24 protein-coding genes and 1 pseudogene are annotated in these 26,483 nt (G+C 70.9%); 8 read left to right on the top strand and 17 right to left on the bottom strand.

Annotation, left to right across the window (positions count from 1 at the left end; translation table 11 throughout):
- The first annotated feature begins 258 nt into the window (after positions 1–258).
- Positions 259–1,587 (top strand): MFS transporter, encoded by a 1,329-nt coding sequence (locus tag DA075_RS24390; RefSeq protein WP_099955422.1) that lies wholly within the window; start codon positions 259–261, stop codon positions 1,585–1,587.
- A gap of 264 nt (positions 1,588–1,851) precedes the next feature.
- Here DA075_RS24390 and DA075_RS24385 read toward each other — a convergent pair whose 3' ends face one another.
- Positions 1,852–2,808: a carbohydrate kinase family protein gene (locus DA075_RS24385; RefSeq protein ID WP_099955421.1), complete on the bottom strand. Its 957-nt coding sequence runs from the start codon at positions 2,806–2,808 to the stop codon at positions 1,852–1,854.
- 314 nt (positions 2,809–3,122) lie between these two features.
- On the opposite strand from DA075_RS24385, the gene DA075_RS24380 reads away from it, so the two are divergent.
- Positions 3,123–3,998 (top strand): alpha/beta fold hydrolase, encoded by an 876-nt coding sequence (locus tag DA075_RS24380; protein ID WP_099955420.1) that lies wholly within the window; start codon positions 3,123–3,125, stop codon positions 3,996–3,998.
- A gap of 14 nt (positions 3,999–4,012) precedes the next feature.
- On the opposite strand, the gene DA075_RS24375 is transcribed toward DA075_RS24380, so the two are convergent.
- Positions 4,013–4,954, bottom strand: a complete 942-nt coding sequence (locus DA075_RS24375; RefSeq protein WP_099955419.1) for a LysR family transcriptional regulator — start codon at positions 4,952–4,954, stop codon at positions 4,013–4,015.
- Positions 4,955–5,079: 125 nt separating this feature from the next.
- Here DA075_RS24375 and DA075_RS24370 point away from each other — a divergent pair, with 125 nt between their 5' ends.
- The 4 genes from DA075_RS24370 to DA075_RS24355 all read left to right on the top strand — a co-directional run bounded on the left by DA075_RS24370 (position 5,080) and on the right by DA075_RS24355 (position 7,876).
- The gene (locus DA075_RS24370; protein ID WP_099955418.1) at positions 5,080–5,694 is read left to right on the top strand and encodes a YceI family protein; all 615 of its coding nucleotides are present in this window, start codon (positions 5,080–5,082) and stop codon (positions 5,692–5,694) included.
- A gap of 27 nt (positions 5,695–5,721) precedes the next feature.
- On the top strand, positions 5,722–6,327 hold the full coding sequence (locus DA075_RS24365; RefSeq protein WP_099955417.1) for a cytochrome b: 606 nt from the start codon (positions 5,722–5,724) through the stop codon (positions 6,325–6,327).
- The gene (locus DA075_RS24360) at positions 6,324–6,890 is read left to right on the top strand and encodes a YceI family protein (protein ID WP_099955416.1); all 567 of its coding nucleotides are present in this window, start codon (positions 6,324–6,326) and stop codon (positions 6,888–6,890) included. Before DA075_RS24365 ends, DA075_RS24360 begins: the two co-directional genes overlap by 4 nt.
- A gap of 68 nt (positions 6,891–6,958) precedes the next feature.
- The gene (locus tag DA075_RS24355; protein ID WP_099955415.1) at positions 6,959–7,876 is read left to right on the top strand and encodes a bestrophin family protein; all 918 of its coding nucleotides are present in this window, start codon (positions 6,959–6,961) and stop codon (positions 7,874–7,876) included.
- 9 nt (positions 7,877–7,885) lie between these two features.
- Here the strand turns inward: DA075_RS24355 and map are convergent, their stop codons facing one another.
- The 15 genes and pseudogenes from map to DA075_RS24285 all read right to left on the bottom strand — a co-directional run bounded on the left by map (position 7,886) and on the right by DA075_RS24285 (position 21,571).
- The gene (gene map, locus DA075_RS24350; protein WP_099955414.1) at positions 7,886–8,638 is read right to left on the bottom strand and encodes a type I methionyl aminopeptidase; all 753 of its coding nucleotides are present in this window, start codon (positions 8,636–8,638) and stop codon (positions 7,886–7,888) included.
- A 116-nt stretch (positions 8,639–8,754) separates the two neighbouring features.
- Entirely contained in the window at positions 8,755–9,612 is an 858-nt protein-coding gene (locus DA075_RS24345) for an alpha/beta hydrolase (RefSeq protein ID WP_099955413.1), read from the bottom strand.
- The gene (locus tag DA075_RS24340) at positions 9,612–10,055 is read right to left on the bottom strand and encodes a RidA family protein (protein WP_099955412.1); all 444 of its coding nucleotides are present in this window, start codon (positions 10,053–10,055) and stop codon (positions 9,612–9,614) included. The genes DA075_RS24345 and DA075_RS24340 overlap by 1 nt, the downstream gene beginning before the upstream one ends.
- Entirely contained in the window at positions 10,052–11,638 is a 1,587-nt protein-coding gene (locus tag DA075_RS24335) for an AMP-binding protein (RefSeq protein WP_244936632.1), read from the bottom strand. The genes DA075_RS24340 and DA075_RS24335 overlap by 4 nt, the downstream gene beginning before the upstream one ends.
- A 186-nt stretch (positions 11,639–11,824) precedes the next feature.
- Complete coding sequence (locus DA075_RS24330; protein WP_099955411.1) at positions 11,825–12,970, bottom strand: acyl-CoA dehydrogenase family protein; 1,146 nt, start codon at positions 12,968–12,970, stop codon at positions 11,825–11,827.
- A 3-nt stretch (positions 12,971–12,973) separates the two neighbouring features.
- Positions 12,974–13,807, bottom strand: coding sequence for an enoyl-CoA hydratase family protein (locus tag DA075_RS36985; protein ID WP_167456067.1), 834 nt, complete (start codon positions 13,805–13,807; stop codon positions 12,974–12,976).
- A gap of 210 nt (positions 13,808–14,017) precedes the next feature.
- Positions 14,018–14,353, bottom strand: a pseudogene (locus tag DA075_RS36980) (MarR family transcriptional regulator); the annotation flags it as partial.
- Positions 14,350–15,117, bottom strand: coding sequence for an SDR family NAD(P)-dependent oxidoreductase (locus DA075_RS24320; RefSeq protein ID WP_099955409.1), 768 nt, complete (start codon positions 15,115–15,117; stop codon positions 14,350–14,352). The gene DA075_RS24320 and the pseudogene DA075_RS36980, both read right to left, overlap by 4 nt.
- Before the next feature lie 107 nt (positions 15,118–15,224).
- Positions 15,225–16,481, bottom strand: coding sequence for a flavin-dependent oxidoreductase (locus tag DA075_RS24315; RefSeq protein WP_099955408.1), 1,257 nt, complete (start codon positions 16,479–16,481; stop codon positions 15,225–15,227).
- Between the two features lie 4 nt (positions 16,482–16,485).
- Positions 16,486–16,944 (bottom strand): cupin domain-containing protein, encoded by a 459-nt coding sequence (locus tag DA075_RS24310; RefSeq protein WP_099955407.1) that lies wholly within the window; start codon positions 16,942–16,944, stop codon positions 16,486–16,488.
- A 30-nt stretch (positions 16,945–16,974) separates the two neighbouring features.
- Positions 16,975–17,670: an ABC transporter ATP-binding protein gene (locus DA075_RS24305; RefSeq protein ID WP_099955406.1), complete on the bottom strand. Its 696-nt coding sequence runs from the start codon at positions 17,668–17,670 to the stop codon at positions 16,975–16,977.
- Positions 17,670–18,422 carry an ABC transporter ATP-binding protein gene (locus tag DA075_RS24300; RefSeq protein WP_099955405.1) on the bottom strand — a complete coding sequence of 251 codons (753 nt, stop codon included), beginning with the start codon at positions 18,420–18,422 and terminating at the stop codon, positions 17,670–17,672. The genes DA075_RS24305 and DA075_RS24300 overlap by 1 nt, the downstream gene beginning before the upstream one ends.
- On the bottom strand, positions 18,419–19,408 hold the full coding sequence (locus DA075_RS24295; RefSeq protein ID WP_099955404.1) for a branched-chain amino acid ABC transporter permease: 990 nt from the start codon (positions 19,406–19,408) through the stop codon (positions 18,419–18,421). Before DA075_RS24295 ends, DA075_RS24300 begins: the two co-directional genes overlap by 4 nt.
- Complete coding sequence (locus DA075_RS24290; protein WP_099955403.1) at positions 19,405–20,328, bottom strand: branched-chain amino acid ABC transporter permease; 924 nt, start codon at positions 20,326–20,328, stop codon at positions 19,405–19,407. The genes DA075_RS24295 and DA075_RS24290 overlap by 4 nt, the downstream gene beginning before the upstream one ends.
- Positions 20,329–20,353: 25 nt before the next feature.
- On the bottom strand, positions 20,354–21,571 hold the full coding sequence (locus DA075_RS24285) for an ABC transporter substrate-binding protein (RefSeq protein ID WP_099955402.1): 1,218 nt from the start codon (positions 21,569–21,571) through the stop codon (positions 20,354–20,356).
- A 398-nt stretch (positions 21,572–21,969) separates the two neighbouring features.
- Here DA075_RS24285 and DA075_RS24280 point away from each other — a divergent pair, with 398 nt between their 5' ends.
- Together DA075_RS24280 and DA075_RS24275 are read left to right on the top strand one after the other, a co-directional pair.
- Positions 21,970–24,336 carry an oxidoreductase gene (locus DA075_RS24280; protein WP_099956781.1) on the top strand — a complete coding sequence of 789 codons (2,367 nt, stop codon included), beginning with the start codon at positions 21,970–21,972 and terminating at the stop codon, positions 24,334–24,336.
- A gap of 180 nt (positions 24,337–24,516) precedes the next feature.
- Positions 24,517–26,202: a methyl-accepting chemotaxis protein gene (locus tag DA075_RS24275; protein WP_099955401.1), complete on the top strand. Its 1,686-nt coding sequence runs from the start codon at positions 24,517–24,519 to the stop codon at positions 26,200–26,202.
- Positions 26,203–26,483: the final 281 nt, after the last annotated feature.

The raw sequence follows: 26,483 nt of genomic DNA, 5'->3' as shown, positions 1-26,483 counted from the left end.
CGACCGCTTGCGGTACATGCCTCGCCGTGACGGTGGCCTCTGGTCCGAATCCGAGCCCGGTGACGAAGCGGTTCCAGGTCTCCCGCGTCACCTGCCCGCCCGCAGCGGATCAGCGCGACAGGGCCCGCGGTCCGGCGCCGCGCGCCATCTTCCCGTTGATCGGATTCCGCTTTGGACTCCCCTCGATGCCCCTGTCTCTGCTAGAGAGCCCCGGGAGCAGTGGCTCTGCAAAAATACCCTCAGGGCAGGAAATTTACCGTGGAAGAGATCGAAACCAGGACGATCCGCAAGGTCATGTGGCGGCTGATGCCGTTTCTGGTCGTTTGCTACTTCGTTGCCTACCTCGACCGAGTCAACGTCGGTTTCGCCAAGCTGCAGATGAATGCGGCCCTCGGATTGTCCGAGGCGGCCTACGGCTTCGGTGCCGGACTGTTCTTCATCGCCTATTTCCTGCTTGAGGTGCCGTCGAATCTCGCGCTGGACAAGTTCGGCGCCCGACTCTGGATCGCCCGCATCATGTTCAGCTGGGGCCTCATCTCGGCCCTGTTCGCCTTCATCGCGCCCATCTCGCGGGCGACCGGCGTTTCGAGCGAGTGGGTGTTCTATATCCTGCGCTTCCTGCTCGGCATCGCCGAGGCGGGCTTCTTCCCGGGCATCATCTTCTATCTCACGCTCTGGTTCCCGTCGGTCTACCGCGCCCGCGTCGTGGCGATGTTCATGCTGGCGATCCCGTTCTCGTCGATCGTCGGCGCGCCGGTCTCGGGCGCCCTCCTGAACATCACCGGGGCCGGGCTCGACGGCTGGCAGTGGCTGTTCATCCTCGAGGCCCTGCCGTCGATCGTGATGGCGGTCGTCGTCATCTTCTACCTCACCGACCGGCCGAGCCTGGCGACCTGGCTACAGGCCGACGAGAAGACCTGGCTCGAGACGCGCCTGGAGACCGAGCGCAAGCAGAAGGTCGCCGTCGAGCACATGAGCATCGGCAAGGCGCTCTCCGACCCGCGGGTGCTGGCCTGCTCGTTCGTGTATTTCTGCCTGAACGCGGCGAGCTACGGCGTGGCGTTCTTCCTGCCGACGATCGTCAAGGGCTTCGGCGTCAGCAACTTCCAGACCGGCCTGCTCTCCGCGCTGCCCTTCGTGTTCGGGGCATTCGGGATGATCCTCCTGGGCCGCAGCTCCGACCGCACCCTGAAGCGCCGCGAGCACGTCTGCTTCGCCATGATCATCGCGGCGGTCGGCGTCGCGGGGGCGGGGCTGGTCTCGAGCCCGGTCCTGGTGCTCGGGCTGCTCTGCCTGAGCCAGATCGGGGTGTCGGCGACGCCGCCGCTGCTCTGGCCGATCCCGAGCGCCTTCCTGACCGGCAGCTCGGCCGCCGCGGGCATCGCGGCGATCAACTCGATCGGCAACCTGTCGGGCTTCGCGGGGCCCTACGTCATGGGCTACCTCAAGGACCTGACGGGCACCTTCACCGCAGGTCTCCTGGTCCTCGGCGCCGTCACCCTCGCGGGCGGTATCGTCGCGATGACCCTGAAGGTCAGCCGGGACCTGGAGGACGCGGCGGCCCGCAAGGCGGCGCCGGCGGAGTGAGGCGGGATGCGGGCGGCCAGACCGTGACGGTTCCCGCCCGCGCCCAGTTCCCTGGCAGCACCCCTGTCGCGCCCGGTGCCGATGGCCGGCATCGGGCGTCTTCGCTGACGGGTCCTCCCTCGCGAGCCTCAATCCGCGGGTGCCCGCAGGGCCGGATGCCGCCGGCCGACGGTGAGCGCCGCGGTGCGCTGCGGATGACGGCTTGCGCCCCGGCGACCAGGACGGCCTCGAGGCCGGAAGTCCCGAGATCGACACCGAGATCCATCACGACAGAACCGACAGGAGGGCGTCGCGGGTCGGCAGGTCGGCGCCGCGGCGGGTGCAGGTGAGGCTCGCTGCCGCCACCGCCTCGGACAGGAGATCCCGCAGGGCGTCGGTGTCGAGGCTCAGGAGCGCGTCGCGCGTGAGCCGGCCGGTCCGGTCGAGGCGGGCCAGGAGCGCGGCGTGGAAGCTGTCGCCGGCGCCCACCGTGTCGATCACCGCGACCCGGCGGCCCGGGACGGCGACCGGCCCGGCGGCGTGGTAGGCCCGGGCTCCCTCCGGCCCGGCGGTGACGACGACGAGTGCCACCCCCGCCGTGAGCCAGCCCTGCGCGAGTGCGCCCTCGTCGGCCTCCGGCCCGTAGGCGGCGCGCAGGTCCTCGTCGGAGAGCTTGACGATGTCGGCGTTGGCCACGAGCTCGCTGAACCGCCCGTGCCAGCGGGCCAGGTCGGGGATCAGGCCGAGGCGCAGGTTGGGATCGAGGCTGATCACCCGCCGCCGTGCCTCCCGGGCGACGAGCGCCGCGTAGGCGGTGCCGACCGGCTCGGCCACCAGCGAGAACGAGCCCAGGGCGATCGCCCGCACCGCCTCGGGCAGGACAGCCGGCAGGTCGGCGGGCGTGAGGTCGGCATGCGCACAGGATTCGGCGTGGAACGTGTAGGCGGGCTGGCCGTCCGCCCCGGTCGACACGATGGCGAGGGGCGTCGGCCGGGCGCTGTCCTTGGCGAAGGCGAGGTCGACGCCCTCCGCCGCCAGCCGGCCGGCCAGCATCCGCCCGAAGGCGTCGGCGGACAGGCCGCCGAGGAAGCCGCTTCCCGCCCCGAGCCGGGAAAGCCCGACCGCCAGGTTGAACGGCGAGCCCCCCGCCACCGCCAGCGCCGGCAGGCCGCCGCGCTCGGGGCTCGAACGCCCGGTCTCGACGAAGAGGTCGATCAGGGCTTCGCCGCAGACCAGGATCATGGGGCCTCCCTCGGACGGCTTGGTCGTTCGACCTGAGGATACATCAAACGACGTCCTCCCGCGGGCGGCAGGTCTGCCCGGGAGCAGAAGGAGGTGGGGCCCCTCTCCCGTGTGGCAGAGGAGCCTTGGCGGTCTGAGGGTGACACTCTGTCCGGATCGGGCTCGGGGCGTCGCGCTCGCGAGCGGATCCGACGACGCACGGAAATCGCCTCGATGCCCAGTCGCGCGGCCGCGGACGGATATGGGCGTGCCATCCTGCCGTAGGGTAGCCTGGGCGCCGCGTCCCGATTCGCTGTCCTCGGGGAGACGGTCGAATGCATATCCTGGTGAACGGCGTGCGTCTCTTCGTCGACGTGGCGAATTTCGGCCTCGTTCCGGGTCCGCATGGCCTGCACGAGAGGCCGACCCTGCTGATGCTGCACGGTGGGCCGGGCTTCGACCATGTCGCCTTCAAGGAGGCCTTCGCGCAACTCGCCGACGTCGCCCAGGTCGTGTTCTACGACCATCGCGGCAATGGCCGCAGCGAGGGCGACGATCCCGCGACCTGGACCCTCGCCCAATGGGCGGACGACGTGAAGGGGCTGTGCGACGCGCTCGGCATCGTCCGGCCGATCGTGTGCGGCCTGTCGTTCGGGGGCGTCGTCGCGCAAGCTTACGCCACCCGCCATCCCGACCACCCGGGCAAGCTCATCCTTCTGAGCACGGCGGCCCGGACCGATTTCCCGACCATCGTCGCCGCCTTCGCGCGCGTCGGCGGCCCGGAGGTCGCGGCCGTGGCCGAGAGCTACTGGATGAACCCGACCGCCGAGGGGCGGGCGCGCTACTTCGAACGCTGCGTGCCCTTCTACCGGCACCGCCGGGACCGCCCGCCAGCCGATCTCTCGCGCGTGATCATGCGCCCGGAGGTGTCGCTGCATTTCAACGGCCCGCGCAACGAGCACGGCCGGTTCGATTTCCGCGCCGATCTCGGCCGCTTGCGCTGCCCCGTGCTGCTGATGGCGGGCGAGCACGACCCGATCGTGCCGATGCCGCTCGCCGAGGAGACCGCCGCCGCGATCCCTTCGCACCTGTTGCGGTTCGAGCGGTTGATCGGGTGCGGCCACCAGATCCACGGCGACGACCCGGAGCGGGTGTTCGGGGCGATGCGGGCGTTCATCAGCGGCCCGGACGCGCCGGTCATGGCGGGGTGACCGGGTCGAGGCCGTCAACCCGGCCCCGCCTCCTCCCGCATCGCCGCGAGGCCGAGGCGGACGTGGTCGCGAAACAGCCGCACCCGGGCCGGCAATTCGCGGCCGGCGAGGCTGACGGCGCGCAGGACGCCGCCGCGGCTCGCCCAGTCGGGCAGCACGGGCACCAGGGCGCCCTCCTTGAGGGCGCGGGCCGCCACCAGGCTCGGGATGTGGCCGATGCCGGCGCCGGCCCGGGTCAGGCGCAGCACCGTGGCGTAGTCGGTGGCGCGGATCGCCGGCTGAGCGGTGACGTGGCCCTCGCGGCCCTGCCCGTCGGAGAGCCGCACCGAGGCCGACCCCAGGCGCTCGCGCGACAGAATCAGGTCGTGGGCGCCGAGATCGTCGAGGGATTCGGGGATTCCGCGGGCGGCCAGATAGGACGGCGCCGCATAGAGGCCGATCATCAGGTGCGCCAGGACCGGCGCGCGGTAGCCGCCGTCCTGCCCCTCGCCGCTGCCCAGGCGGAGCGCCAGGTCGATGCGGTTGGCGGCGAGGTCGAGCCGCGCGTCGGTGATGAGCAGGTCGATCGTGACCTGCGGGTAGAGGACCCGGAAGCCGGCGACGAGGTCGGGCATCACCTCGATCCCGAAATCGATCGAGGTGGTGACCCGCAGGTGGCCCCGCGGCAGGGTGCGGGCGTTCCGCGCGGTTTCGAGCGCGCCGTCGAGGAGGCCGAGGCTCTCCTGCGCCTTGGCGTGGAAGGCCAGCCCCTCCACCGTCGGCGAGACCGCCCGCGGCGTGCGGGCGAGCAGGGTGACGCCGAGCTCCTGCTCCAGCCGCGAGATCCGGCGCGAGATGCTGCCCTTTGTCTCCCCCAGAATTTCCGCCGCCTGGGTCACGGTTCCGTGATCGACCACGGCGCAGAACGCCCGCACGTCAGAGAGAACGCCCCGGAAGGTTTCCGATCCAGCAACCATGTGTCCCGGTTTAGCTGTCTTACGCCCGCGACGGAACCGGCTTAATCCGTGCGCCGACCGCAGGGTGCGGTGCGGGAGGCCTGAGCACAGGCCCCGCCCGGCCCTGCCGACACGGAGTTGTTCTCGTGAAGCTGTCCGTTCTCGCCCTCGGCCTCGCCGCCGGCCTCGCTCTTGCCGCCCCGGCGGGCGCTCAAGGAGCGGCGACCCGTGACCCTGCCCAGATCCAGGCGGGCACCTACGCGGTCGATCCCAGCCACACCCAGGCGGTGTTCACCGTCACGCATTTCGGCTTCTCGCCGTATACGGGCATCTTCTCGGACGTCTCCGGCTCCCTGGAGCTGCAGCCGAGCAAGCCCGCCGAGAGCCGTCTGAAGGTCACCATCCCGGTGAAGTCGCTCTACACTCCGAGCCAGCACATGATGGACTCGCTGAAGAGCGACAAGTGGCTCGACGTCGCCCAGTTTCCGGAGATGACCTTCACCTCCACCAAGGTGACGCCCGAGGGCAAGGACAAGGCCAAGGTCACCGGCGACCTGACCCTGCACGGCGTGACCAAGCCCGTGACCCTCGACGTGACGCTGGTCGGCGCCGGCGCCAACCCGATCAACAAGAAGGTCACGGTCGGCTTCGAGGCCAAGGGCACGATCAAGCGCTCGGATTTCGGCGTGAAGACCTTCGTGCCGGCGATCAGCGACGAGGTCCACCTGGTCCTCAACGGCGCCTTCGAGCGCAAGGACTAACGCCCCGCGGCCGAAGGGTCTCAAATCATGCACACGGTCGCGACGCCCCGTCGCTACACCCTCGTCGCGATCGTGCTGCACTGGCTGATCGCCCTCGGCATCCTGGCCCTCCTAGGGTTGGGCCTCGCGATGACGCGGGGACCGCTCGCGCCGATGGATCGCTTCGCGTTCTACCAGTGGCACAAGTCCATCGGCCTCACCGTGCTGGTGCTGATGGCCGTGCGGGTCGTCTGGCGCCTGTTCCACCGGCCGCCGCCGCTGCCCGACACGATGCCGAAGGCCGAGCGGCGGGCGGCGGGGGCGGCGCATCTGGCGCTCTACGGGCTGCTTCTCGCCATGCCGCTCGTCGGCTGGGCGATGGTCTCGGCCTCGCCCTACAACATCCCGACGGTGCTCTACGGGGTGATCCCGTGGCCGCATCTGCCGGTCCTGCCCGAGCTGCCGAACAAGGCGGCGATCGAGGGCGTGCTGAAGCTCGTGCACAGCACCGGCGCCTGGCTGCTGATGGCTCTCCTGCTCCTGCATATCGGCGCGGCCCTGCGCCACCACCTCGCGCTGCGCGACGACACCCTGTGGCGGATGCTGCCCCTGGTGCCGCGGCCGGCTGCGAAACCCGAGGTTTCCTCGCGATGACGTTCCTCCGCCTCGCCCTCGCTGCCGGCCTGCTCGCCGCTCCCGTCGCCGCGCACGCCGCCGACTGGACCGTCGATCCGGGGAAGAGCCGCATCGGCTTCTCGGGCATCCAGGTCGGCGCGCCCTTCAAGGGCCGCTTCACCCGCTACGACGCGCAGATCAGCTTCGATCCGCAGAAGCCCGAGGCCGGCAGGGCCGTCGTGCTCGTCGACCTGACCAGCGCCGAGACCGGCGACAAGCAGCGCGACGAGGCTCTGCCGCAGGCCGACTGGTTCAACGCCTCCAAGGACAAGCAGGCCCGCTTCGAGGCGACCCGCTTCGTCGCGAAGGGTGGCGACGCCTACGACGCGGTCGGCACGCTCACGATCCGCGGGATGCGCAAGGACGTGACCCTGCCGTTCCGCCTCACGGTCTCGGGCGGCACCGCCCACGCGGTCGGCCATCTCGACCTCGTGCGCACCGATTACGGCGTCGGCCAGGGCCCCTGGGCCAACGACTCGATGGTCGCCCTGCAGGTCGGGGTCGATATCGACGTGACGGCGAATGCGAAGTCGGGCGGCTGACGAGCGCTTGACCTCGGCTCCCCGGGGGCGGATGACCGCGCCCCCGGTCCCGGCCAGCGTGTCCCGTCATGATCGTCCGTCCCCGTCCCGGCGCCTTCGCGATCCTGTTCGCGCTGCGCGGGTCGATCCTGCCGCAGATCGCCCCGCAGGTGATCGGCCTCACGGCGGTCGCCTGCCTGGTCGTCGCGACGGAGCAGGGCTGGGCCCATGCGATCCCGCTCAACGCGGGCATCGGGCCGTTCACCCTGATCGGCCTCGCCCTGTCGATCTTCCTCAGCTTCCGCAACAACGCCTGCTACGACCGCTGGTGGGAGGCCCGGAAGGTCTGGGGCTCCCTGATCGTCGAGGCGCGGAGCCTCGCCCGCCTGCTCGGGGCGCTCTTGCCCGAGGGCGAGGAGGCGCGCCGCCGGCGCTGCCTCAACCGCCTCGCGGGCTTCGCCCATGCGCTCCATGCCCGCCTGCGCGGGCGCGACGCGGCCGTGGCGGCGGCCCATTTCCTGCCGGAGGCCGAGCGCGGGCGGCTGCCGGCCTGCGCCAGCCCGGCCGATGCGGCCTTGTCGAACCTCGCCGCCGACCTCGGCGAGGCGCTCCGTCAGGGGACGTTGAGCGACGTGTCCTTCGGCCTGATGGAGCAGAAGCTCGCCGGGCTCTCGGGCGTGCAGGCGGCCTGCGAGCGCATCCAGGGCACGCCCTTGCCCTTCGCCTATACGCTGCTCCTCTACCGGACCGCCTGGCTCTACTGCCTGCTCCTGCCCTTCGGGCTGGCCGCTTCCCTCGGCTGGGGCACACCGGTGGCCACGGCACTCGTCGCCTACACGTTCTTCGGCCTCGACGCGCTCGGCGACGAGCTGGAGGAGCCATTCGGCGCCGCCGCCAACGACCTGCCCCTCGACGCGCTGCTGCGCACCGTCGATCGCGTCGTGCAGGATGCCCTCGGCGAGCCGGTGCCGCCGCCGCTCGAGCCCGAGCGCTACTGGCTGCGCTGACGGCGGCGCCTACTGCCCCGGCATGGTGAGGACGAGCGGCCCGTTGCGGGTCGCCACTACCGTGTGCTCGTACTGGACCGTCGGCGCCCGCGGCCGGCTGTAGAGGGTCCAGGGATCGTCGCCGTTCTCGGCGAAGTCGGCGCCCAGAGACAGGAACGGCTCGACGGTGAAGACCAGCCCCTCCGCCATGATCCGGCGCTCGGAGGCGTCGGGCCAGGTCGCGATCTCGGTCGGCTCCTCGTGCAGCGAGGCGCCGACCCCGTGGCTGGCGAGGTTGCGCACCAGGGTGTAGCCGTTCTTCTTGGCGAAGGCGCCGACCGCCCGGCCGATGCCGGCGAGCGGCTTGCCGGCTCCGACCTGGCGCAGCCCGGTCCACATCGCCCGGCGCCCGTCCCGGCACAGGCGCTCGACCGCCCGGGTCACCGGCGGCACCGCGAAGGAGGCGCCGGTATCGGAGAACCAGCCGTCCTTCTCGGCCGAGACGTCGATGTTGACGAGGTCGCCCGGAGAAATCCGGCGCTCGCCCGGGATGCCGTGGGCGACCTCCTCGTTGACGCTGATGCAGGTCGCGCCGGGAAAGCCGTAGACCGTCTCGGGCGCCGACCGGGCGCCCGCCCGCTCCAGGCAATCGCGCCCGATCCGGTCGAGTTCGGCCGTGGTCATGCCGGGCTCGATCGCCCGGCCCATCGTCTCCAGGGTCTCGGCGACGATGCGACCGATCCGGCGCAGGCTTTCCAGTTCCTCGTCGCTCGACACTGTCATGTCGTCATCCCTCGCGCGGCCGATCGGCATTCCCTGCTGCAGGACTTGCCCTGATGCAGGACCTGCCCTGATGCGGGGCTTGTGCCATCGCGGCGGGAGATCGGCAAAGCCTGCGGTCAGCCGCCGGCCAGCGCCCGCGTCAGCGCGCTGCCGGGATCGGTCAGGTCCTCGATGACGCTGAAATGATGCCGGTCCGCGATCTCGAACGCCTGCGTCTCCGCCCCGAGCCCATGCCAGACCGTCGGCAGCAGCAGGTTCTGGCGCCGGAACTCCGGCAGTTCGTCGCTCCCTGCGACGGCGACCAGCCGGGCGCCCGGGCGCGGTTCGCGCAAGGCAGGGCTCTCGGCCCGGGCCTCGGCGGGATCGAGATGCAGCACCTCGTTCATCCCCGTGCCGAGGAGCGGGCGCAGGTCGTGGACGCCGCTGATCGACACGACCCGCGCGATGCGCTCCGCACAGGCGAGGTCGACGTCGGCGCAGAGCATCCGGGTGACGAGGTGGCCGCCGGCGGAGTGGCCGGAGAGGCGGACCGGTCCCGCCACCTCGGCGGCAGCACGGTCGAGGAAGGCGGCGATCTCGGCCGTGATGGCGGCGATGCGCGCCTCCGGGCACAAAGTGTAGCTCGGCAGCGCGACGGCGAGGCCGTGGGCGAGGGGGCCCGCGGCGAGATGCGACCAGACCGAGCGGTCGAAGGCCTTCCAGTAGCCGCCATGGACGAACACCGCGAGGCCCCGCGGCGTGCCGTCGGGCAGGAACAGGTCGTAGGCGTGGCGCGGGCCGGCCCCGTAAAGCAGGCCGAGGCGGGCGCGTCCTTCCGCCGACAGGCGCTCGCGGAAGGAGGCGGCGGCCTCGCTCCAGCGCGCCGGGTAGCTCCTGGCGTCGGGGATCGCCCCGACATTGTCGTAGGCGCGGTCGCGATCCCCCAGGGCACCGCCGGTGGTCCAGGATACTGGTTGCAGGGAGACCGGCTGCATCAGGCTTCGTCCGGCACGATCGCGGTCGCCTCGATCTCGACCAGCGCGCCCGGCTCGACGAGGTCGGCGACGCCGACGAGGGCCATGGCCGGAAAGTTCCGGCCCATCACCCGGCGGTAGACGGGGCCGAGCTCGGCCAGCGACGCGCGGTAGGTGTCGACGCTGCGCACGTACCAGGTCAGGCGGGCGACGTGCTCCGGCCCGGCGCCGGCCTCGGCCAGCACGGCGAGGATGTTGCGCAGGATCTGCTCGACCTGAGGGATGAAGCCCTCGGCCAGCACCTCGTCCGCGTCCCAGCCGATCAGGCCACCGGTCATCACCACGGTGCCGCGGCCGGCCATGCCGTTGGCATAGCCCTTCGGCTTCTTCCAGCCCGGGGGCTGGAGGGTGGTCAGGGCAGGCGCTTCCGTTTCGGGACGGAGCGGGATCGGGCTGGCGGTCATGCGGTCTCTCCCTGAATGGTCGCGGCCTCCGCCTCGGCCTGCTTGCGCAAGGCGAAGCGTTGCAGCTTGCCGGATTCGGTCTTGGGCAGGGCCGGCACGTAATGCACCGCCCGCGGATACTTGTAGGGCGCGAGGTCCTGCTTGACGTGCTCCTGCAGCGCCTTCGTCAGCGCCGCGTCGCCGGCGAAGCCGGGATTCAGCACCACGTAGGCGGCGACGATGCGGCCGCGCTCGGGGCAGGGCGCCGCGACGACGCCGCATTCGGCCACCGCCGTGTGGGCGAGCAGGCTCGCCTCCACCTCCGGCCCGGCGATGTTGTAGCCGGCCGAGACGATCATGTCGTCGTTGCGGGCCTGGAACCAGAAATAGCCGTCCTCGTCCTGGAGGTAGGTGTCGCCGGTGACGTTCCAGCCGTCCTGCACGTAAACCGTCTGGCGCTCGTCGGCGAGGTAGCGGCAGCCGATCGGCCCGCGCACCGCGAGCCGCCCCGGCACCCCGGGCGGGCAGGGTCGGCCCTCGGCGTCGATCACCCTTGCCTCGTAGCCCGGCACCGGCTTGCCGGTGGCGCCGGGCCGGATCTCGTCCTCGGGCGAGGCGATGAAGATGTGCAGCATCTCGGTCGCGCCGATGCCGTCCATCAGCGTCAGGCCCGTGGCCTTCTGCCAGGCATGGAAGGTCGGCGCCGGCAGGGTCTCGCCGGCCGAGACGCATTTTCGCAAGGACGACAGGTCGTGCTGGCCGATCAGCCCCAGCATCGCCCGGTACGCGGTCGGTGCCGTGAACAGGATCGTGGCGCGGTGGCGGGCGATCGCGGCGGCAAGGTCCGCCGGCCCGGCCTTCTCGAGCAAGACCGCCCGGGCGCCGACCCGGAACGGAAACAGCACCAGGCCGCCGAGGCCGAAGGTGAAGGCGAGGGGCGGCGAGCCGATGAACACGTCGTCTTGGGTCGCCCGCAGCACCTCGCGGGCGTAACAGTCGCAGATCACCAGGAGGTCGCGCTGGTAGTGGATCGTCGCCTTCGGCAGGCCGGTCGTGCCGGAGGTGAAGCCGAGGAGGCAGGGATCGTCGGCCCGGGTCGGGGCCGCCTCGAAGCTGTCGGAGGCGGTGCTGAGGAGATCTCCGAGTTCGCCCCCGGCGGCGCCGCGCCAGGTCACGACCCGCACCGGCGCGGCCCGTCCGTCCGCCGCCTTCGCCATCTCGTCGATGAGCCCGGCGTCGCAGAGCGCCAGCGGGATCCGGGCCTTGTCGAGGATCTGGGTCAGTTCCTTCGCCCGCAGCAGCGGCATCGTCGCCACCACGATGCCGCCCGCCTTGATGATCGCGAGGTAGAGCGCGACCTTGGTCGGGTTGTTGGCCGAGCGCAGCAGCACCCGGCCACCCGGCACCAGCCCGAGCCGGTCGGTGAGGACGTTCGCCATCCGGTCGATCTGCCGCTTCAGCTCGGCATAGGTCCAGGTGACGGTCTCGCCGACGAGGGCCACCCGCTCGCCGCGCCCCTCCGCGACGTGGCGGTCGACCAACTCGACGGTGGCGTTCAGGTGCTCGGGATAGCCGAGCCGGTCGAGATTGATGAAGTCCGGCATCCGGTCCGGCGGCGGCAGGTTGTCCCGCACGAACGTGTCGGGACGCCGCGTCCAGGGGCTGGCACCGGGGCCGGATTCGGTCCCGAGGGCAGCCTCCTGATGCGCGAACGTGACGGTCTGCGGCATACGGGTCTCCGGCACGGCAGCCTCCATCGGACACTCCTCTCCTCTGGCGAGACTCCGCCCTCAGGCGAGAATCTGGCGGGCGATGACGAGCTTCTGGACCTCGGTGGCGCCCTCGTAGATCCGCAGCGCGCGGATCTCGCGGTAGAGCGTCTCCGGCACCGAGCCGGAGCGGACGCCCTCGCCGCCGTGGAGCTGCACCGCCCGGTCGATCACCTCTTGCGCGGCTTCCGTCGCCACCATCTTGGCCATCGCGGCCTCGCGGGTGATGCGGGGCGCGCCGGAATCCCGGGTCCAGGCGGCGCGGTAGACATGGAGCGCCGCGGAATCGATCGCCGTCGCCATCTCGGCGAGGCTGGTCTGGGTCAGCTGCATCGCGGAAAGCGGCGCCCCGAACAACTTGCGGGATTGCGCCCGCTCCAGGGAGGCGTCGAGGGCGCGGCGGGCAAAGCCCAAAGCCGCGGCGCCGACGGTCGAGCGGAAGACGTCGAGCGTCGCCATCGCGACCTTGAACCCGGCCCCGGCCTCGCCGATGCGGTTCTCCTCCGGCACCCGGCAATCCTCGAAGCGCAGGCGCGCGAGCGGATGGGGCGCGATGGTGTCGAGGCGCTCGGCGATCGTCAGGCCGGGCGTGTCCGCCGGCACCCAATAGGCCGAGAGGCCCCGCGCACCCGGCGCCTCGCCGCTGCGGGCGAAGACGACGTAATGGTCGGCGATGCCGCCATTCGAGATCCAGGTCTTCTCGCCGTCGAGCCGCACCCTTCCATCATCGGTCGGCATCGCCGACAGCGCGATCTGGGCCACGTCCGAGCCCGCCTCCGGCTCGGTCAGCGCGAAGGCGGCGATGCGGCGCCCGGCCCGCACCCCGGGCAGCACCGCCTCGCGATGCGCCGCCGTGCCGGACAGCGTCAGCGCCCCGGTGCCGAGGCCCTGCATGGCGAAGGCGAAATCGGCGAGCCCGTCGTGGCGGGCGAAGGTCTCGCGCAGCAGGCACAGCGCGCGCACGTCGAACACCCCGTCCTCGGGGGCGGCGAAGCGCAGGAAACCCGCCTCGCCGAGGGCCGCGACGAGGCGCCGGCACGAGCCGTCGACGTCGTGGTGGTCGACGAGGCCGGGAACGGTGCGGGCGGCCCAATCGTCGGCTTCCGCCGCGAGGTCGCGGTGGCGGGGCTCGAAGAACGGCCAGTCGAGGAACGTCCGGTCCGGCATCGCTCAGTTTCCCTCGAAGACCGGCTTCGTCTTCGCCGCAAAGGCCTCGAAGGCGCGGCGGAAATCCTGGGTCTTCATGCAGAGCGCCTGGGCCATCGCCTCGGCGTCGATGGCGGCATCCACCCCCATCGCCCATTCCATGTGCAGCATCCGCTTGGTCAGGCCGTTGGCGTAGGCCGGCCCCTGCACCAGGGCGCGGGCGGTCTCGCGGCCCGCCTTCAAGGATTCTCCCGCCGGCACCAGGCGGTTGAAGAAGCCCCAGCGCTCGCCCTCCTCGGCGCTCATGAAGCGGCCGGTATAGAGGAGTTCGGAGGCCCGGCCCTGGCCGATGATCCGGGGCAGGATCGCGCAGGCGCCCATGTCGCAGCCGGCGAGCCCCACCCGGTTGAACAGGAACGCCACCTTGGCGCCAGCCGCAGCCACCCGCAGGTCGGAGGCCATGGCGATGATCGCGCCCGCTCCCGCGCAGACGCCCTCGACGGCGGCCACGACCGGCTGCGGGCAGGCCCGCATCTCCTTGACGAGGTCGCCGGTCATCGTCGTGAAGGCGTGGAGGTCGGCGGCCCCCATGGTGGTCAGCGGCTCGATGATCTCGAACACGTCGCCGCCGCTCGAGAAATTGCCGCCGGCGCCGGTGATGACCACCGCGGTCACGCTCTCCTCGAAGCGCAGGGCCCGGAAGGTGTCGCGCAGCTCGGCGTAGCTCTCGAAGGTGAGCGGGTTCTTCTTCTCCGGCCGGTTCAAGGTCACGGTCGCGATGCCGTCTTCGATCGCGAAGCCGAAATGCTGTGGCGTGAACCCGGCGAGCGGGGCCGCGATGGCGTTCTGGCGCCTCATGGTACCTCCCTGACGTTTCTGCTTGGGTTTTGCTGGAGCGCCGCCCGGCCGCACCGAGGCCTTGAGGGCGGAGAGCTGCGCCGAGAGCGCCTCCTGCTCGGCCGGATCGAGGGCGCCGACGAGTTCGGCGATCCAGTCGGCATGGGCGCGGGCCATCTCGGTGAAGACCGCGCGGCCTTGGCGGGTCAGGCGCACCTGCACCGCCCGGCGGTCGGATTCCGAGACCTGGCGGTCGATCAGCTCCTCCTGCGCCAACCGCTCGACGAGGCCGGTGACGTTGCCGTTCGAGACCATCATCCGGCGCGACAATTCCCCGAGCTGGATGCCGTCGGGCGCACGTTCGAGCTGCGCCATCAGGTCGAAGCGCGGAAGCGTGGTGTTGAAGCGGTCGCGCAGGCGCCGGCGGATCTCCGCCTCGATGGTGTTGGCGGTGGTGAGCAGGCGCAGCCACAGCCGCAATTCGCTGCGGTGGGCGGGGATCTCGGCAGGGATCTCGGCAGGGATCTCGGCAAGCCCCCCGGCAGGACGCTCGACGGATGCGTTCACAGCTCGCCTCCCGCCACCGCGACGGCCTGGCCGGTGACGGCGCCGGCCCCTGTCCCTGCGAGCCACAGCACGGCGTCGGCCACCTCCTCGGGACGGATCAGGCGGCCCATCGGGTTGTGGCGGGTGAACTCGGTGAGGAGATCGTCGCGGGTGCGGCCGGTCCTGGCCTCCAGCCCGCCAATGGCGTTGCCCACGAGGTCGGTGTCGGTGAATCCGGGGCAGACCGCGTTGACGGTGATGCCGGTGGCGGCGAGCTCCAGCGCCAGCGCCCGGGTGAGCCCGACGACGGCGTGCTTGGCCGCGCAATAGGCGCTCACGTAGCCGTAGCCCTTGAGGCCGGCGGTGGAGGCGACCGTGACGATCCGGCCGCCGCCCGCCGCCTTCATGGCCGGGACGACGGCGCGGGCCGCGACCAGCACCGGCTCGACGTTGAGCGCCATCATCCGGCGCAAGGTCTCGACGTCGCTGCGGGCGAGCGGCGCGGTCTCGGCCCCGCCGGCATTGTTGACCAGCACCGCGACCGGGCCGGCCTGCGCGGCGGCTTGGCCGAGCGCCGCCTCAAGGGCCGTCCCGTCGGTGACGTCGGCCGCGACGGCGTGGGCCGCGCCGATCTCCTGGCGGGCCCGCTCGGCGCTCTCCGGCATACGCCCGAGCACCGTCACCCGCTCCCCCGCCGCCACGAACGCCGCCGCGATCGTCCGACCGATGCCGCGGGTCGCGCCGGTGACGACGACGTGGCGGGGAAGGGGAGGGGTGTGGGGCATGGATATTTCAACCTTAAAGGATTTGGGCGCGGGTCGTTCTTGCTGAGGCGCTGTCCCTCCCCAGGCGATCTCGGGCGTGCCCGAGATCGCCTGGGGCGAGGACCGAGCTAGACTGCCACCCGGAGCGGGCTCACATTCCCCGCCACCGCGAACCCGGCCTTGCCGGCGTACCCATTCACGATCGCCTGGCGCTCGGCATGGCTCAGCACGTCCTCGATCCGGGCGAACCCCGCCGGCGCCCGCTTCTCGACCTCGTCGATCACCCGCTCCGGCCCGCCCTTGCGGTTCAGGAGCACGATCTCGGCGGTCTTCGGCCGGCGCTCGGCCTCATAAGAATGGAGCGCCTGCATCGGATGCTCGGCCCGCGCCAGCGCGTCGCCGAGCGCCCGGGCGTCGAGGATCGCCTGCGAGGCGCCGTTCGAGCCGACCGGATACATCGGGTGGGCGGCGTCGCCGAGCAGCGTCACCCGGCCGTGGGTCCAGCGCGGCAGCGGATCGCGGTCGCACATCGGGTATTCGAAGATCTGCGGGGTCGCCTCGACCAGGGCCGCGAGGTCGAAATCCGGCAGGGCGAAGCGCCTTGCGTAGGGCAGCACCTGCGAGCGGTGGGCAGGGCGCGACCAGCTCTCCTTCGGGGGCGGTGAGATCGTGCCGTCCGCCATCTTCACGAACACCACCCAGTTCATCAGCTGGCGCCCGCCCTCGGCCTCGGCGATCGGGTAGAGGACGCACTTCGCCCCCATCCCGCCGCCGATCGCCATCGTGCGGCCGTCGCCCCAGGGCGCCCATTCGGTGGCGCCGCGCCACATCAGCACCCCGTCCCAGCGCGGCGGACCTTCGTCGGGGAAGAACTTTTTCCGCACCACCGAGTGGATGCCGTCGCAGGCGATCAGCACGTCGCCCCGGATCGTGCGGCCGGCATCGCCCCGAAGGGAATCGGTGAAGTGGGCCGTGACCCCGCCCTCGTCCTGCAGGAAGCCGGCGAGCGACAGGCCGGTCTGCACCGCCTCAGACCCCAGCCGCTCGCGCACCGCGTCGTAGAGCACGGCTTGCAGCCGCCCGCGATGGATCGAGAATTGCGGCACCGGGTGGCCGGCATCGATCCCGCGCGGCTCGCGCCACACCTCCTGGCCCTGGCGGTTGAAGTAGGCGAGTTCCTTCGTGCGGATCGCCACCCGGTCGAGGGCCGGCAGCAGGTCGAGCTCGGCAAGCTCGCGGATCGCGTGCGGCAGGGTGTTGATGCCGACGCCGACCTCGCGCACCTCTGCGGCCTGCTCGACGATCGTGGCGCGGATGCCGCGCCGGTGAAGCATCAGGGCGGTGGCGAGCCCGCCGATCCCGGCGCCGACGATGATGACGCGCATCCGTTCACTCCGCATCCGGGGGCGGGAGGAAGTCGACCTCGTGCTTGGCCGAGATCGCCACCACGTCGGCGGGGTTCGCCTGCGGCCCGAGATTGTGCAGGGCCCAGAACAGGTCGTAGAGGCGGCGCGCCGGCGAGACCCAGAAGAAGCACTTCACGTCGGAATCCGAGCGGTTGAACAGCCCGTGCGGCTGGCCCCGCGGCAGCCGGATCGTGTCGCCGGGCTCGGCCACGCTCTCCTGCCCGTCGAGCACGGCGGTGAGGCGCCCTTGCAGGATGTACAGGAACTCGTCCTGCGTCGGGTGGATGTGCGGCGGCACGAAGGTGCCCGGCGGGAAGGTGGCGTGCCAGGACAGCGAGCTCTCGGAGAGCTGCTTGGGGATGTAGGTCTGGCCGAGGATGTTCCAGCGGACGCCCTCGATGCCCTCACCGGCGCGGGTAATGCCTGCGGTCATGGGTGTCATGCGGTTGCTCCTTCGAGACAGACAGATGTTTCACACATGAAGGAACCGGTCCTTCACCTCCGGCGCCTGCCGGAGCGCGGCGCTGGTGCCGGTCCAGACCACGCGGCCCTTCTCGATCACCACGTGACGGTCGGCGAAGCGGGCCAGCGCGTCGACGTTCTTGTCGATCACCAGGATCGCCTCGCCCTCGTCCTTGATCGCCCGCAGGCAGGTCCAGATCTCCTCGCGGATCAGCGGCGCCAGCCCTTCCGTCGCCTCGTCGAGGACGACGAGGCGCGGGTTGGTCATCAGAGCTCGTCCGATCGCCAGCATCTGCTGCTCGCCGCCCGAGAGCTGGTCGCCGCCATTGCGGCGCCGCTCCTTCAGCCGCGGAAACAGGCGGTAGACCGAATCCAGATTCCACTTCGCGCCCCGCCCGCCCCGATGGGTGGCGACCAGGTTCTCCTCGACCGAGAGGGTCGGGAAGACCTGCCGGCCCTCCGGCACCAGGCCGAGGCCGCGGCGGGCGACGAGGTGGGACGGGCGCCCGGCCATGTCCTCGCCGTCGATCAGGATGCGGCCGGCCCGGGGTTTCAGCAGGCCGAAGATCGACTTCACCGTGGTGGTCTTGCCCATGCCGTTGCGGCCCAGCAGGGTCACCACCTCGCCCTTGGCGACGGAGAGGTCGATCCCGAACAGGATGCGGGAATCGCCGTAGGCGCTCTCCAGGCCCTCGATCGCGAGCATCAGGCCGCCTCCTCCTCGCCGAGATAGGCGGCGCGCACCGCCGGATCGGACCGGACGACCGAAGGCAGGCCGCTCGCGATGACGCGACCGTAGACCAGCACGCTCATCCGGTCGGCGAGCGCGAACACCGCCTCCATGTCGTGCTCGATCAGCACGATCGTGTGGGTCGCCTTCAGCTCATGCATCAGCCCGACCAGGATCGCCGATTCCTCCGGGCCGGTGCCGGCCAGCGGCTCGTCGAGGAGGAGCAGGCGGGCGCCGGTGGCGAGCGCCACCGCCAGTTCGAGCTGGCGCTTCTCGCCATGCGACAGGCTGCCGGCCCGCCGCCCGGCCCGGTCGGCGAGGCCGACGCGACCGAGCGCGTCCATCGCCTCGCCGTTGAGCGTCTTTTCTTTCGCCGCCGGGCGGAAGAACCGGAAGCTCGAGCCTGACCGGGCCTGAACCGCGAGCGCGACGTTCTCCAGCACCGAGAACCCGTCGAGGATCGAGGTGATCTGGAACGAGCGGGCGAGGCCGCGGCGGACCCGGGCGACCATCGGCCAATGCGTCACGTCCTCGCCGGCGAGGTGCACGCTGCCGGAATCGCTCGGGAGGCTGCCCGAGAGCTGGTGGATCAGCGTGGTCTTGCCGGCGCCGTTCGGGCCGATGATGGCGTGCAGCTCGCCCGAGGCCACGTCGAGGCTGACGTCGTCGGTGACCCTCAGGGCGCCGTAGGACTTTCGGAGATTTCGAACGGAGAGCAGCGGGGTCACGCGCGCCTCCCGAGCTTCGCCGCCAGCCCCGCGAGGCCGCCGCGGGAGAGGATCACCACCGCGACCAGCATCAGCCCGAGGCCGAGCCGCCAATGGTCGGAGTAATGCGCCAGCACCTCTTCGAGGGCGATGAGCGCCGCGGCGCCGGCCACCGGGCCGATCAGCGTGCCCATCCCGCCGAGCACCACCATGACGATCAGCTCGCCCGAGCGCTGCCAGCTCATATAGGCCGGCGAGACGAACTCGGCCTGGTTGGCGAGCAGCACCCCGGCGAGGCCTGCGATGGCGCCGGCGAGCACGTAGGCGGTGAGCCGGTAGGGTAGGGGGGAGAAGCCGATCGCCTGCATCCGCACCGCGTTGTCGCGGCTGCCGCGCAGCACCCGGCCGAAGCGCGAGGCGACGACGCGGCGCAACGAGAGGAGCACGACCGCCAGCACCGCCAGCACGCAGTAGAACAGCGCCGGATCGCCCTCGATCAGCCGCATCCCGAACAGGGTCGAGCGGCCCGATAGCGGCAAGCCGTCGTCGCCGCCGTAAGCAGCGAGCGAGACCATGAAGAAATAGGCCATCTGCCCGAAGGCCAGCGTGATCATGATGAAGTAGACGCCGCGGGTGCGCAGAGAGATCGCCCCGGTGACGAGGGCGAAGAGGGCGCAGACGAGCGCTGCCACCGGCGCCTGGATCGCGAGGTCGCGGATGCCGTGGGCGTCCAGGATTCCGACCGCGTAGGCGCCCAGGCCGATGAAGGCGGCGTGGCCGAACGACACCATCGCGCCGTAGCCGAGCACGAGGTCGAGGGAGAGGGCGGCGAGCCCGAAGATCATCATCCGGGTCGCGGTGACGACCAGGAAGGGCAGGCCGGCGGCTTCCGCCGCGACCGGCAGGGCGGCGAGGACCGCCAGCGCCAGTCCGGCGAGGGCGGCGCCCGGCAGCGCGGCGCGGCGCCGGGGCGGCTCGGTCGTCACGCGGGCAACCAGGGTGTTCATCGGGCCCCCCGCGCCGGAAACAGGCCTGAGGGCCGGAAGAACAGCACGGCCGCCATCAGGATGTAGATCAGCATCGGGGCGAGCGTCCGCCCGGTCTGCGAGGCGGAGGAGGCATCCATCACGCTGCGCAGCAGGATCGGCCCGAAGGTGCGTCCGAGCTGGTCGGCGAGGCCGACGAGGAGGCCAGCCACGAAGGCGCCCCGCACCGAGCCGACGCCGCCGATGACGATGACCACGAAGGTCAGGATCAGCACCGAATCGCCCATGCCGGGATCGACCGACAGGATCGGCGCCACCATCGCGCCGGCGAAGCCCGCCAGCATCGCGCCGAGCCCGAACACCACCAGGAACAGCCGGCGGATGTCGACGCCGAGCGCCGCCACCATCGGACCGTTGCTGGCCCCGGCGCGCAGGCGCATGCCGAGCCGGGTGTGGTTGACGAGGAGGTGGAGCCCCAAGGCCGTGGCGAGGCCGGCCGCGATGATCGCGACCCGGTAGAGCGGGTAATGCAGGGTGCCGACGAGGTGGACCGAGCCCGACAGGGCGTCGGGCACCGGCACGCTCATCGGGGCGGCGCCCCAGACGATCCGCACGCCCTCGTTGAGGATCAGGATCAGCCCGAAGGTGGCGAGCACCTGGTCGAGGTGGTCGCGCCCGTAGAGGTGGCGCACGACCAGGAATTCGAGGGCGAGACCGAAGACGAGCGTCGCCGGCAGGGCGAGCAGCAGGCCGAGGCCGAAGCTGCCGGTGGCGGTTGTGAGCGTCGCCGCGAGGTAGGCGCCGATCATGTAGAGCGCGCCGTGGGCGAGGTTGATGAGGTCCATCACCCCGAAGATCAGCGTCAGCCCCGCCGCCACCAGGAACAGCAGGATGCCGAGCTGGACGCCGTTCAGCGCCTGGATCAGGAACAGGTTGAGCATCGGCCCGGCACCTTCCGTCCGTCTGTTACTTCATCTTGCACTCGGCGGCGTAGTTGTCCTGATAATTCGAAAAGATCTTTTCGGCGATCTGGGTCTCGTACTTGCCGTCCGGGCGCTTGGCCGCCTTGACGAGGTAGAAGTCCTGGATCGGGTAGTGGTTGTTGCCGATCTTGAAGGTGCCGCGCAGGGACTGGAACTCGGCGGCCTTGAGGCCGGCGCGCAAGCCGTCCTTGTCCTTCATGTCGCCCTTGGCGCGCTTGACCGCGGCGTCGATCATCAGGGCGGCATCGTAGGCCTGCATGGCGTAGGTGCCCGGCACGCTGCCGTATTTCTTCTCGTAGGCTGCGACGAAGGCCTTCGATTGCGGGTTGTCGAGGTCCGGTGCCCAGTTGGCGCCGCCGAAGTAGCCGACCGCCGCGTCCTTCTGGGCCGGCAGGGTGCTCTCGTCGACCGTGAAGGCGGAGAGGAACGGGATGGTGCTGAGGCCCGCCTGGCGGTACTGGCGCACCAGGTTGACGCCCATGCCGCCGGGCATGAAGGCGAACACCGCGTCGGGCTGGGCGGCCGAGATCTGCGCCAGCTCGGCCGAGAAATCGAGCTGGCCGAGCGGCGTGAACATCTCGTTCACCACCTCGCCCTTGTAGGAATGCTTGAAGCCGGCCAGCGAGTCCTTGCCTGCCTGGTAGTTCGGCGCCAGCAGGACGAGGCGCTTGTAACCCTTGTTCTGGGCGTACTTGCCCAGGACCTCGTGGACCTGATCGTTCTGGTAGGACGAGACGAACAGGTTCGGGTTGCACTCCGCCCCGGCATAGTTCGAGGTGCCGGCATTGGGCGAGATCAGGAAGGCGCCGCCCTCGGTCACCGGACGCACCACCGCGCGCAGCACGTTGGAGAAGGTCGGGCCGACCACGAAGTCGACCCGGTCGCGCTTGACCAGTTCCCGCGCCTTGTTGGTGGCGACGTCGGGCTTCAGCTCGTCGTCGACCGTCACGACGTCGACGTCGAGCCCGCCGAGCTTCTTGCCCAGGGTGTCGAGGGCGAGCAGGAACCCGTCGCGGCCCTGCTCGCCGAGGACGGCCGAGGGGCCCGAGAGCGTGAACATCAGCCCGACCCTGACCTTCTCGCCTCCTTGCGCGGTGGCGGGGCCGGCCACCAGCGCGGCGCCAAGAATCGTGGCACCAAGAATCGTGGCGCCATTCAGGGCGGTCACGAGGCAGCTGGCGGCGTTCCGGATCGGATTCATCCCGTGTGTCCCTTATCTGTCGAGAGCATCGATGGCACTTGTCCGGTGCGAAGCGGCCGGAGTCGAGTCGGCGCGCGATGCGAGAGCGGCGCTCTTTCGTCGGATCCCGGCCCATCCCGTGAGGAATACTTTACGCATGAAATATCGTCTGGCAACCGCCTTTGATGATTTTTCCGCCCTGCCGCATCACTGTGCAATGCAGCGAGCAGAGTGCTGAAAAATCAGCTCTTTTGATCGCTGCGCCGCAGCATTCGGACGGGCGCTCACGATCCTGTCGCGGCCGGCCGACCATGCGCCGGGCGATCCGTCGCGTGCCCCCTTGCGTCGCGATATTTGAAGTATAAAGTTTCTCCATCGGCGAGCCCGCCGCCACAGGAGGAGCCCCCATGACAGGCCCGATGCGCGTCACGGTGATCGGCGGCGGACCCGGCGGGCTCTATTGCGCGCTCCTGACCAAGAAGCGCCGGCCCGAGTGGCAGGTCGAGGTCTACGAGCAGAACCGGGCCGACGACACGTTCGGCTTCGGCGTCGTGTTCTCGGACGAGACCCTGCACGAGTTCCTGTCGCGCGATCCCCGCTCCTTCGCCCGCATCCGCGACGCCTTCTCGTACTGGGACGACGTCGCGATCCACAAGGAGGGCCGGGTGATGCGATGCGGCGGCAACGGCTTTGCCGGGGTGAGCCGGATGCGCCTGCTCCAGATCCTCCAGGAGCGCTGCCGCGAGGAGGGGGTGGACCTCCATTTCGGCGAGAGCATCCCGCCGGATCAACTCTCGGAGCGCTTCCCCGATTCCGACGTGATCGTCGCCTGCGACGGCATCAACTCGCGCATCCGCGAGCAGTTTCGCGAGGCCTTCCGGCCCGAGGTCGAGATCAAGTCCAACCGGTTCTGCTGGATGGGCTCGACCCGGCCGATGGACGAGTTCAACTATTTCTTCCGCGAGACGCCGCACGGCATCGTCTGCGCCCATACCTACCAGTACGAGCCCGGCCGCTCGACCTGGGTGTTCGAGATGGACGAGGCCTGCTGGCAGGGCCACGGCTTCACCGAGACCGACGAGGAGGGCTCGCGCCGGATCCTGGAAGACATGTACGCCGAGGAATTGCAGGGCCACGGCCTGCTCCTCAACCGCTCGACCTGGCGCCGCTTCCCGCGGATCTTCTGCCATACCTGGTCGCACGACAACATCGTGCTCCTGGGGGACGCCAAGGCCTCGGCGCATTTCTCGATCGGCTCGGGCACCAAGCTCGCGATGGAATGCGCCATCGCGCTCTCGGACGCGCTGGTGGACAAGGCGGAGGAGGGCGTGCAGGCGGCCTTCGCGGCCTATGACCGCGCGCGCCGCACCCCCTGCCAGGTGGTGCAGCACAATGCCGACGTCTCGCTCGCCTGGTTCGAGCACATGAACCGCTCCTGGGACATGGATGCGGAGCAGTTCTCGATGGTGGTGATGTGCCGGGCGAAGTCCATCACCTACGACAACCTGGTGGTGCGCGATCCGGATTACGTGAAGGCGGTGGACGACGCGTTCTATGCCCGCCTCTACGCCGAGACCGGCGAGGATTGTCGCGAGAGCCGGCCGACACCGATGTTCACGGGCTTGCGGTTGCGCGAGATGCGGATCCCGAACCGCGTCGCGATGGCGCCGATGGCGCAGTACTCGGCCGATGAGGGCGGCAATCTCACCGACTGGCACTTCGTGCACTACACCTCGCACGCGCTGGGCGGCCCGGGCCTCCTCTTCACCGAGATGACCTGCCCGTCGGCCGACGCCCGCATCACCCCGGGCTGTCCGGGGCTCTGGACCGACGCGCACGAGGCGCAGTGGGCCCGCATCGTCGATTTCGTCCACGCCCATACCGACACGAAGATCGTGATGCAGCTGGGACACGCCGGGCGCAAAGGGTCGACCCAGGTCGGCTGGGAGCGGATGGACCGGCCGCTGCCTCAAGGAAACTGGCCGATCGTCTCGGCCTCACCCATCCCCTATCTCGACGGGGTGAGCCAGGTGCCCGGGGCGCTCGACCGGGCCGGGATGGACCGGGTGCGCGACGCGTTCGTGCAGGCCACCGAGCGGGCGGCGCGGGCGGGCTTCGACATGCTGGAGCTGCACTGCGCCCACGGCTACCTGATGGCCTCGTTCCTCTCGCCGCTCACCAACACCCGCACCGACGAGTACGGCGGCGCGATCGAGAACCGCCTGCGCTTCCCCCTCGAGGTCTTTTCCGCCATGCGCGCCGCCTGGCCGGCGGAGCGGCCGATGTCGGTGCGCATCTCGGCCACCGACTGGGCGGAAGGCGGCATGAACGAGGCCGACATCCTGGCGGTCGCGGAAGCCTTGCAGGAGGCGGGGTGCGACCTCGTCGACGTCTCGGCCGGCCAGACCGTCGCCGACCAGCGCCCGGTCTACGGCCGGATGTTCCAGGTCCAGTTCGCCGACGCGATCCGCAACCGCGCCCGCAATCGCGCTCCCATGGCGGTGATGGCGGTCGGCGCCATCACGGAGGCCGGCCAGGTCAACACCATCCTGCACACCCGCCGGGCCGACATCGTGGCGCTGGGGCGGCCGCATCTGTGGAACCCGAATTTCTGCCGCCAGGCCGCCGCCTGGTACGACGCCCGCACGCAAGGCTGGCCGAAGCCCTACCTGCCGGGCCGCGACCAGGCCCACCGCGAGCTTCCGAAGCTGCGCGAGCAGGAGATCGGCTTACGGCGCAAGGCCCGGCCGCGGCCGCACCAGGCCGGGCAGGCGGCGGCGGAATAGGGCCGCCCAAGTGCTGGGCAGCGCCTGCCCAGTCGATCGGCGCCGGTGCCGATCGTCGCAATGATCTGGCGCTTCGTGCGGCAATGACTTTTTTCTTCATCAAGGACTAACGAAGCGAATCGTATGCATCGAGACGCCTCGAATCCCGAGGCGAGACCATCGATGCCGGGCAGTCGCAGGATGAAGTTGTCGATCAAGCACGTCCTGATCGGGACGACGATGACGCTGATGCTCTTCAGCGTGGCGCAGGGTGGCAACGGGATCTCGCGGCTCATGACGCTGCGGGACGACATCGTCGACATGGCCCGGACCCGGATCCCGGCGTCGAACCTGATCAATCAGATCTACGCCGAAACCCAGGCCTATCGGATCAATCTCTACCGCTTCGTCGTCACCTCGACCGACGATGCCACCTACGACCGCAACGAGCAGGCCCTGACCGACAGCCGCAAGGCGCTGATCGACCTCCAGGCGCGGTACGAGCCCCTGATCTCCGGGCCGGAGGAGCGGGCGACGTTCGGGCGCTTCGTCGCCCGCTGGAGCGACTACCTCGAGGGCCAGAAGATGGTGACGGGCGCGATGGCGGCCGGCGACCAGGCCACGGCCCTGGCGACGCTGACCAGCCCCGAGATGACCGGCACCAATGCCGAGGCGACCGGCGCCCTGAAGGCGATCGTGGCGATGAATGCCGGCGCCGCCCTGACGAGCGCGGAGCAGAGCAGCGCGAGCGCCGATCGCGGCATCCTGGCGGCGGGACTCATGACGGCCCTGGCCTTCGCGGCGGCGATCGGCGCGGTGATCTTCAGTCTCCTCGGCATCGCCCGCCCGATCGCCCGCATGACCGCCGCGATGGGCCGGCTGGCGGCGGGGGATATCGCGATCGCGATTCCGGGCGCGGCCCGGCGCGACGAGATCGGCGCCATGGCGGCCGCCGTGCAGGTGTTCAAGGACGGGCTGATCCGCGCCCGCGCGCTCGAGGAGGAGACCGTGCTGGCCCGCGCCTCGGCCGAGGAGCAGCGCCGTGCCGGCATGCGCCAGATGGCGGACGCCTTCGAGCGGGCGGTCGGCGGCATCGTCGGCCAGGTCTCGGCCGCCGCCACCGAGCTCCAGGCCACCGCCCAGACCATGACCGCCACCGCGACCCAGACCGCGGCCCAGTCCACCGCCGTCGCGGCGGCGGCCGAGGAGGCCTCCTCGAATGTCGGCACCGTCGCGGTGGCGGCCGAGGAACTCGGCGCCTCGGTCCAGGAGATCGGCCGCCAGGTCGACGGCTCGGCGAGGCTCGCCCAGGCGGCGGTCGCGGAAGCCGGGCAGACCGCGCATCAGGTCCGTGCGCTGACCGAGGCCACCGCCCGCATCGGCGACGTGGTCGGGCTGATCTCGTCGATCGCCGCGCAGACCAACCTGCTCGCGCTCAACGCCACGATCGAGGCGGCCCGCGCCGGGGCGGCCGGCCGCGGCTTTGCGGTGGTGGCCGCCGAGGTGAAGGAACTGGCCGGCCAGACCGCGAAGGCGACGGAGGAGATCACCAGCCAGATCGCGGCGATCCAGGCCTCGACCGGGCAGGCGGCGGGCGCGATCGGCCAGATCACGGCGCGGATCCAGGAGATCTCGGGCGTCGCGACCTCGATCGCGGCGGCGGTGGAGGAGCAGGGCGCGGCGACGCAGGAGATCGTCCGCAACGTGTCGCAGGCGGCGGCCGGCACCGGCGAGGTGACGGGCAATATCGCGGGCGTGGCGGGCGCGGCGGAGGAGACCGGGGCGGCAGCCAGCCAGGTGCTGGCCTCGGCCTCGGAGCTGTCGCGCCAGTCCGAGCACCTCTCGGCCGAGGTGACGCGCTTCCTCGACACGGTGCGGGCGGCGTGAGCGCCGCGTCCGGGCGGCTCTCCCGACGGCGCTGACCGCCTCGACATTCTCCCTCGCAGCCGCGTCGTCGCGGGGGAATATCGGTGATGGATGGCCGTGCCGGACAGGTTCGCCATCCATCACACCCTCCGGACGGCCCGCGGGGCTCTGCCCCGGGGCAAGGTATCCTCCCGGGACACCTCCGCGACGTTCGATGGCGGACCCTCAGGCCGAAGCGGTCGATTTGGTCGCACCCGGGAGACTGGGGTAGAGTATGACATAGGTTTGTCTCTGAGGGCGGC

It is taken from the genome of Methylobacterium currus, from assembly GCF_003058325.1.
Classification (GTDB): domain Bacteria; phylum Pseudomonadota; class Alphaproteobacteria; order Rhizobiales; family Beijerinckiaceae; genus Methylobacterium; species Methylobacterium currus.
This window is presented reverse-complemented; position numbering and strand designations above follow the sequence as displayed.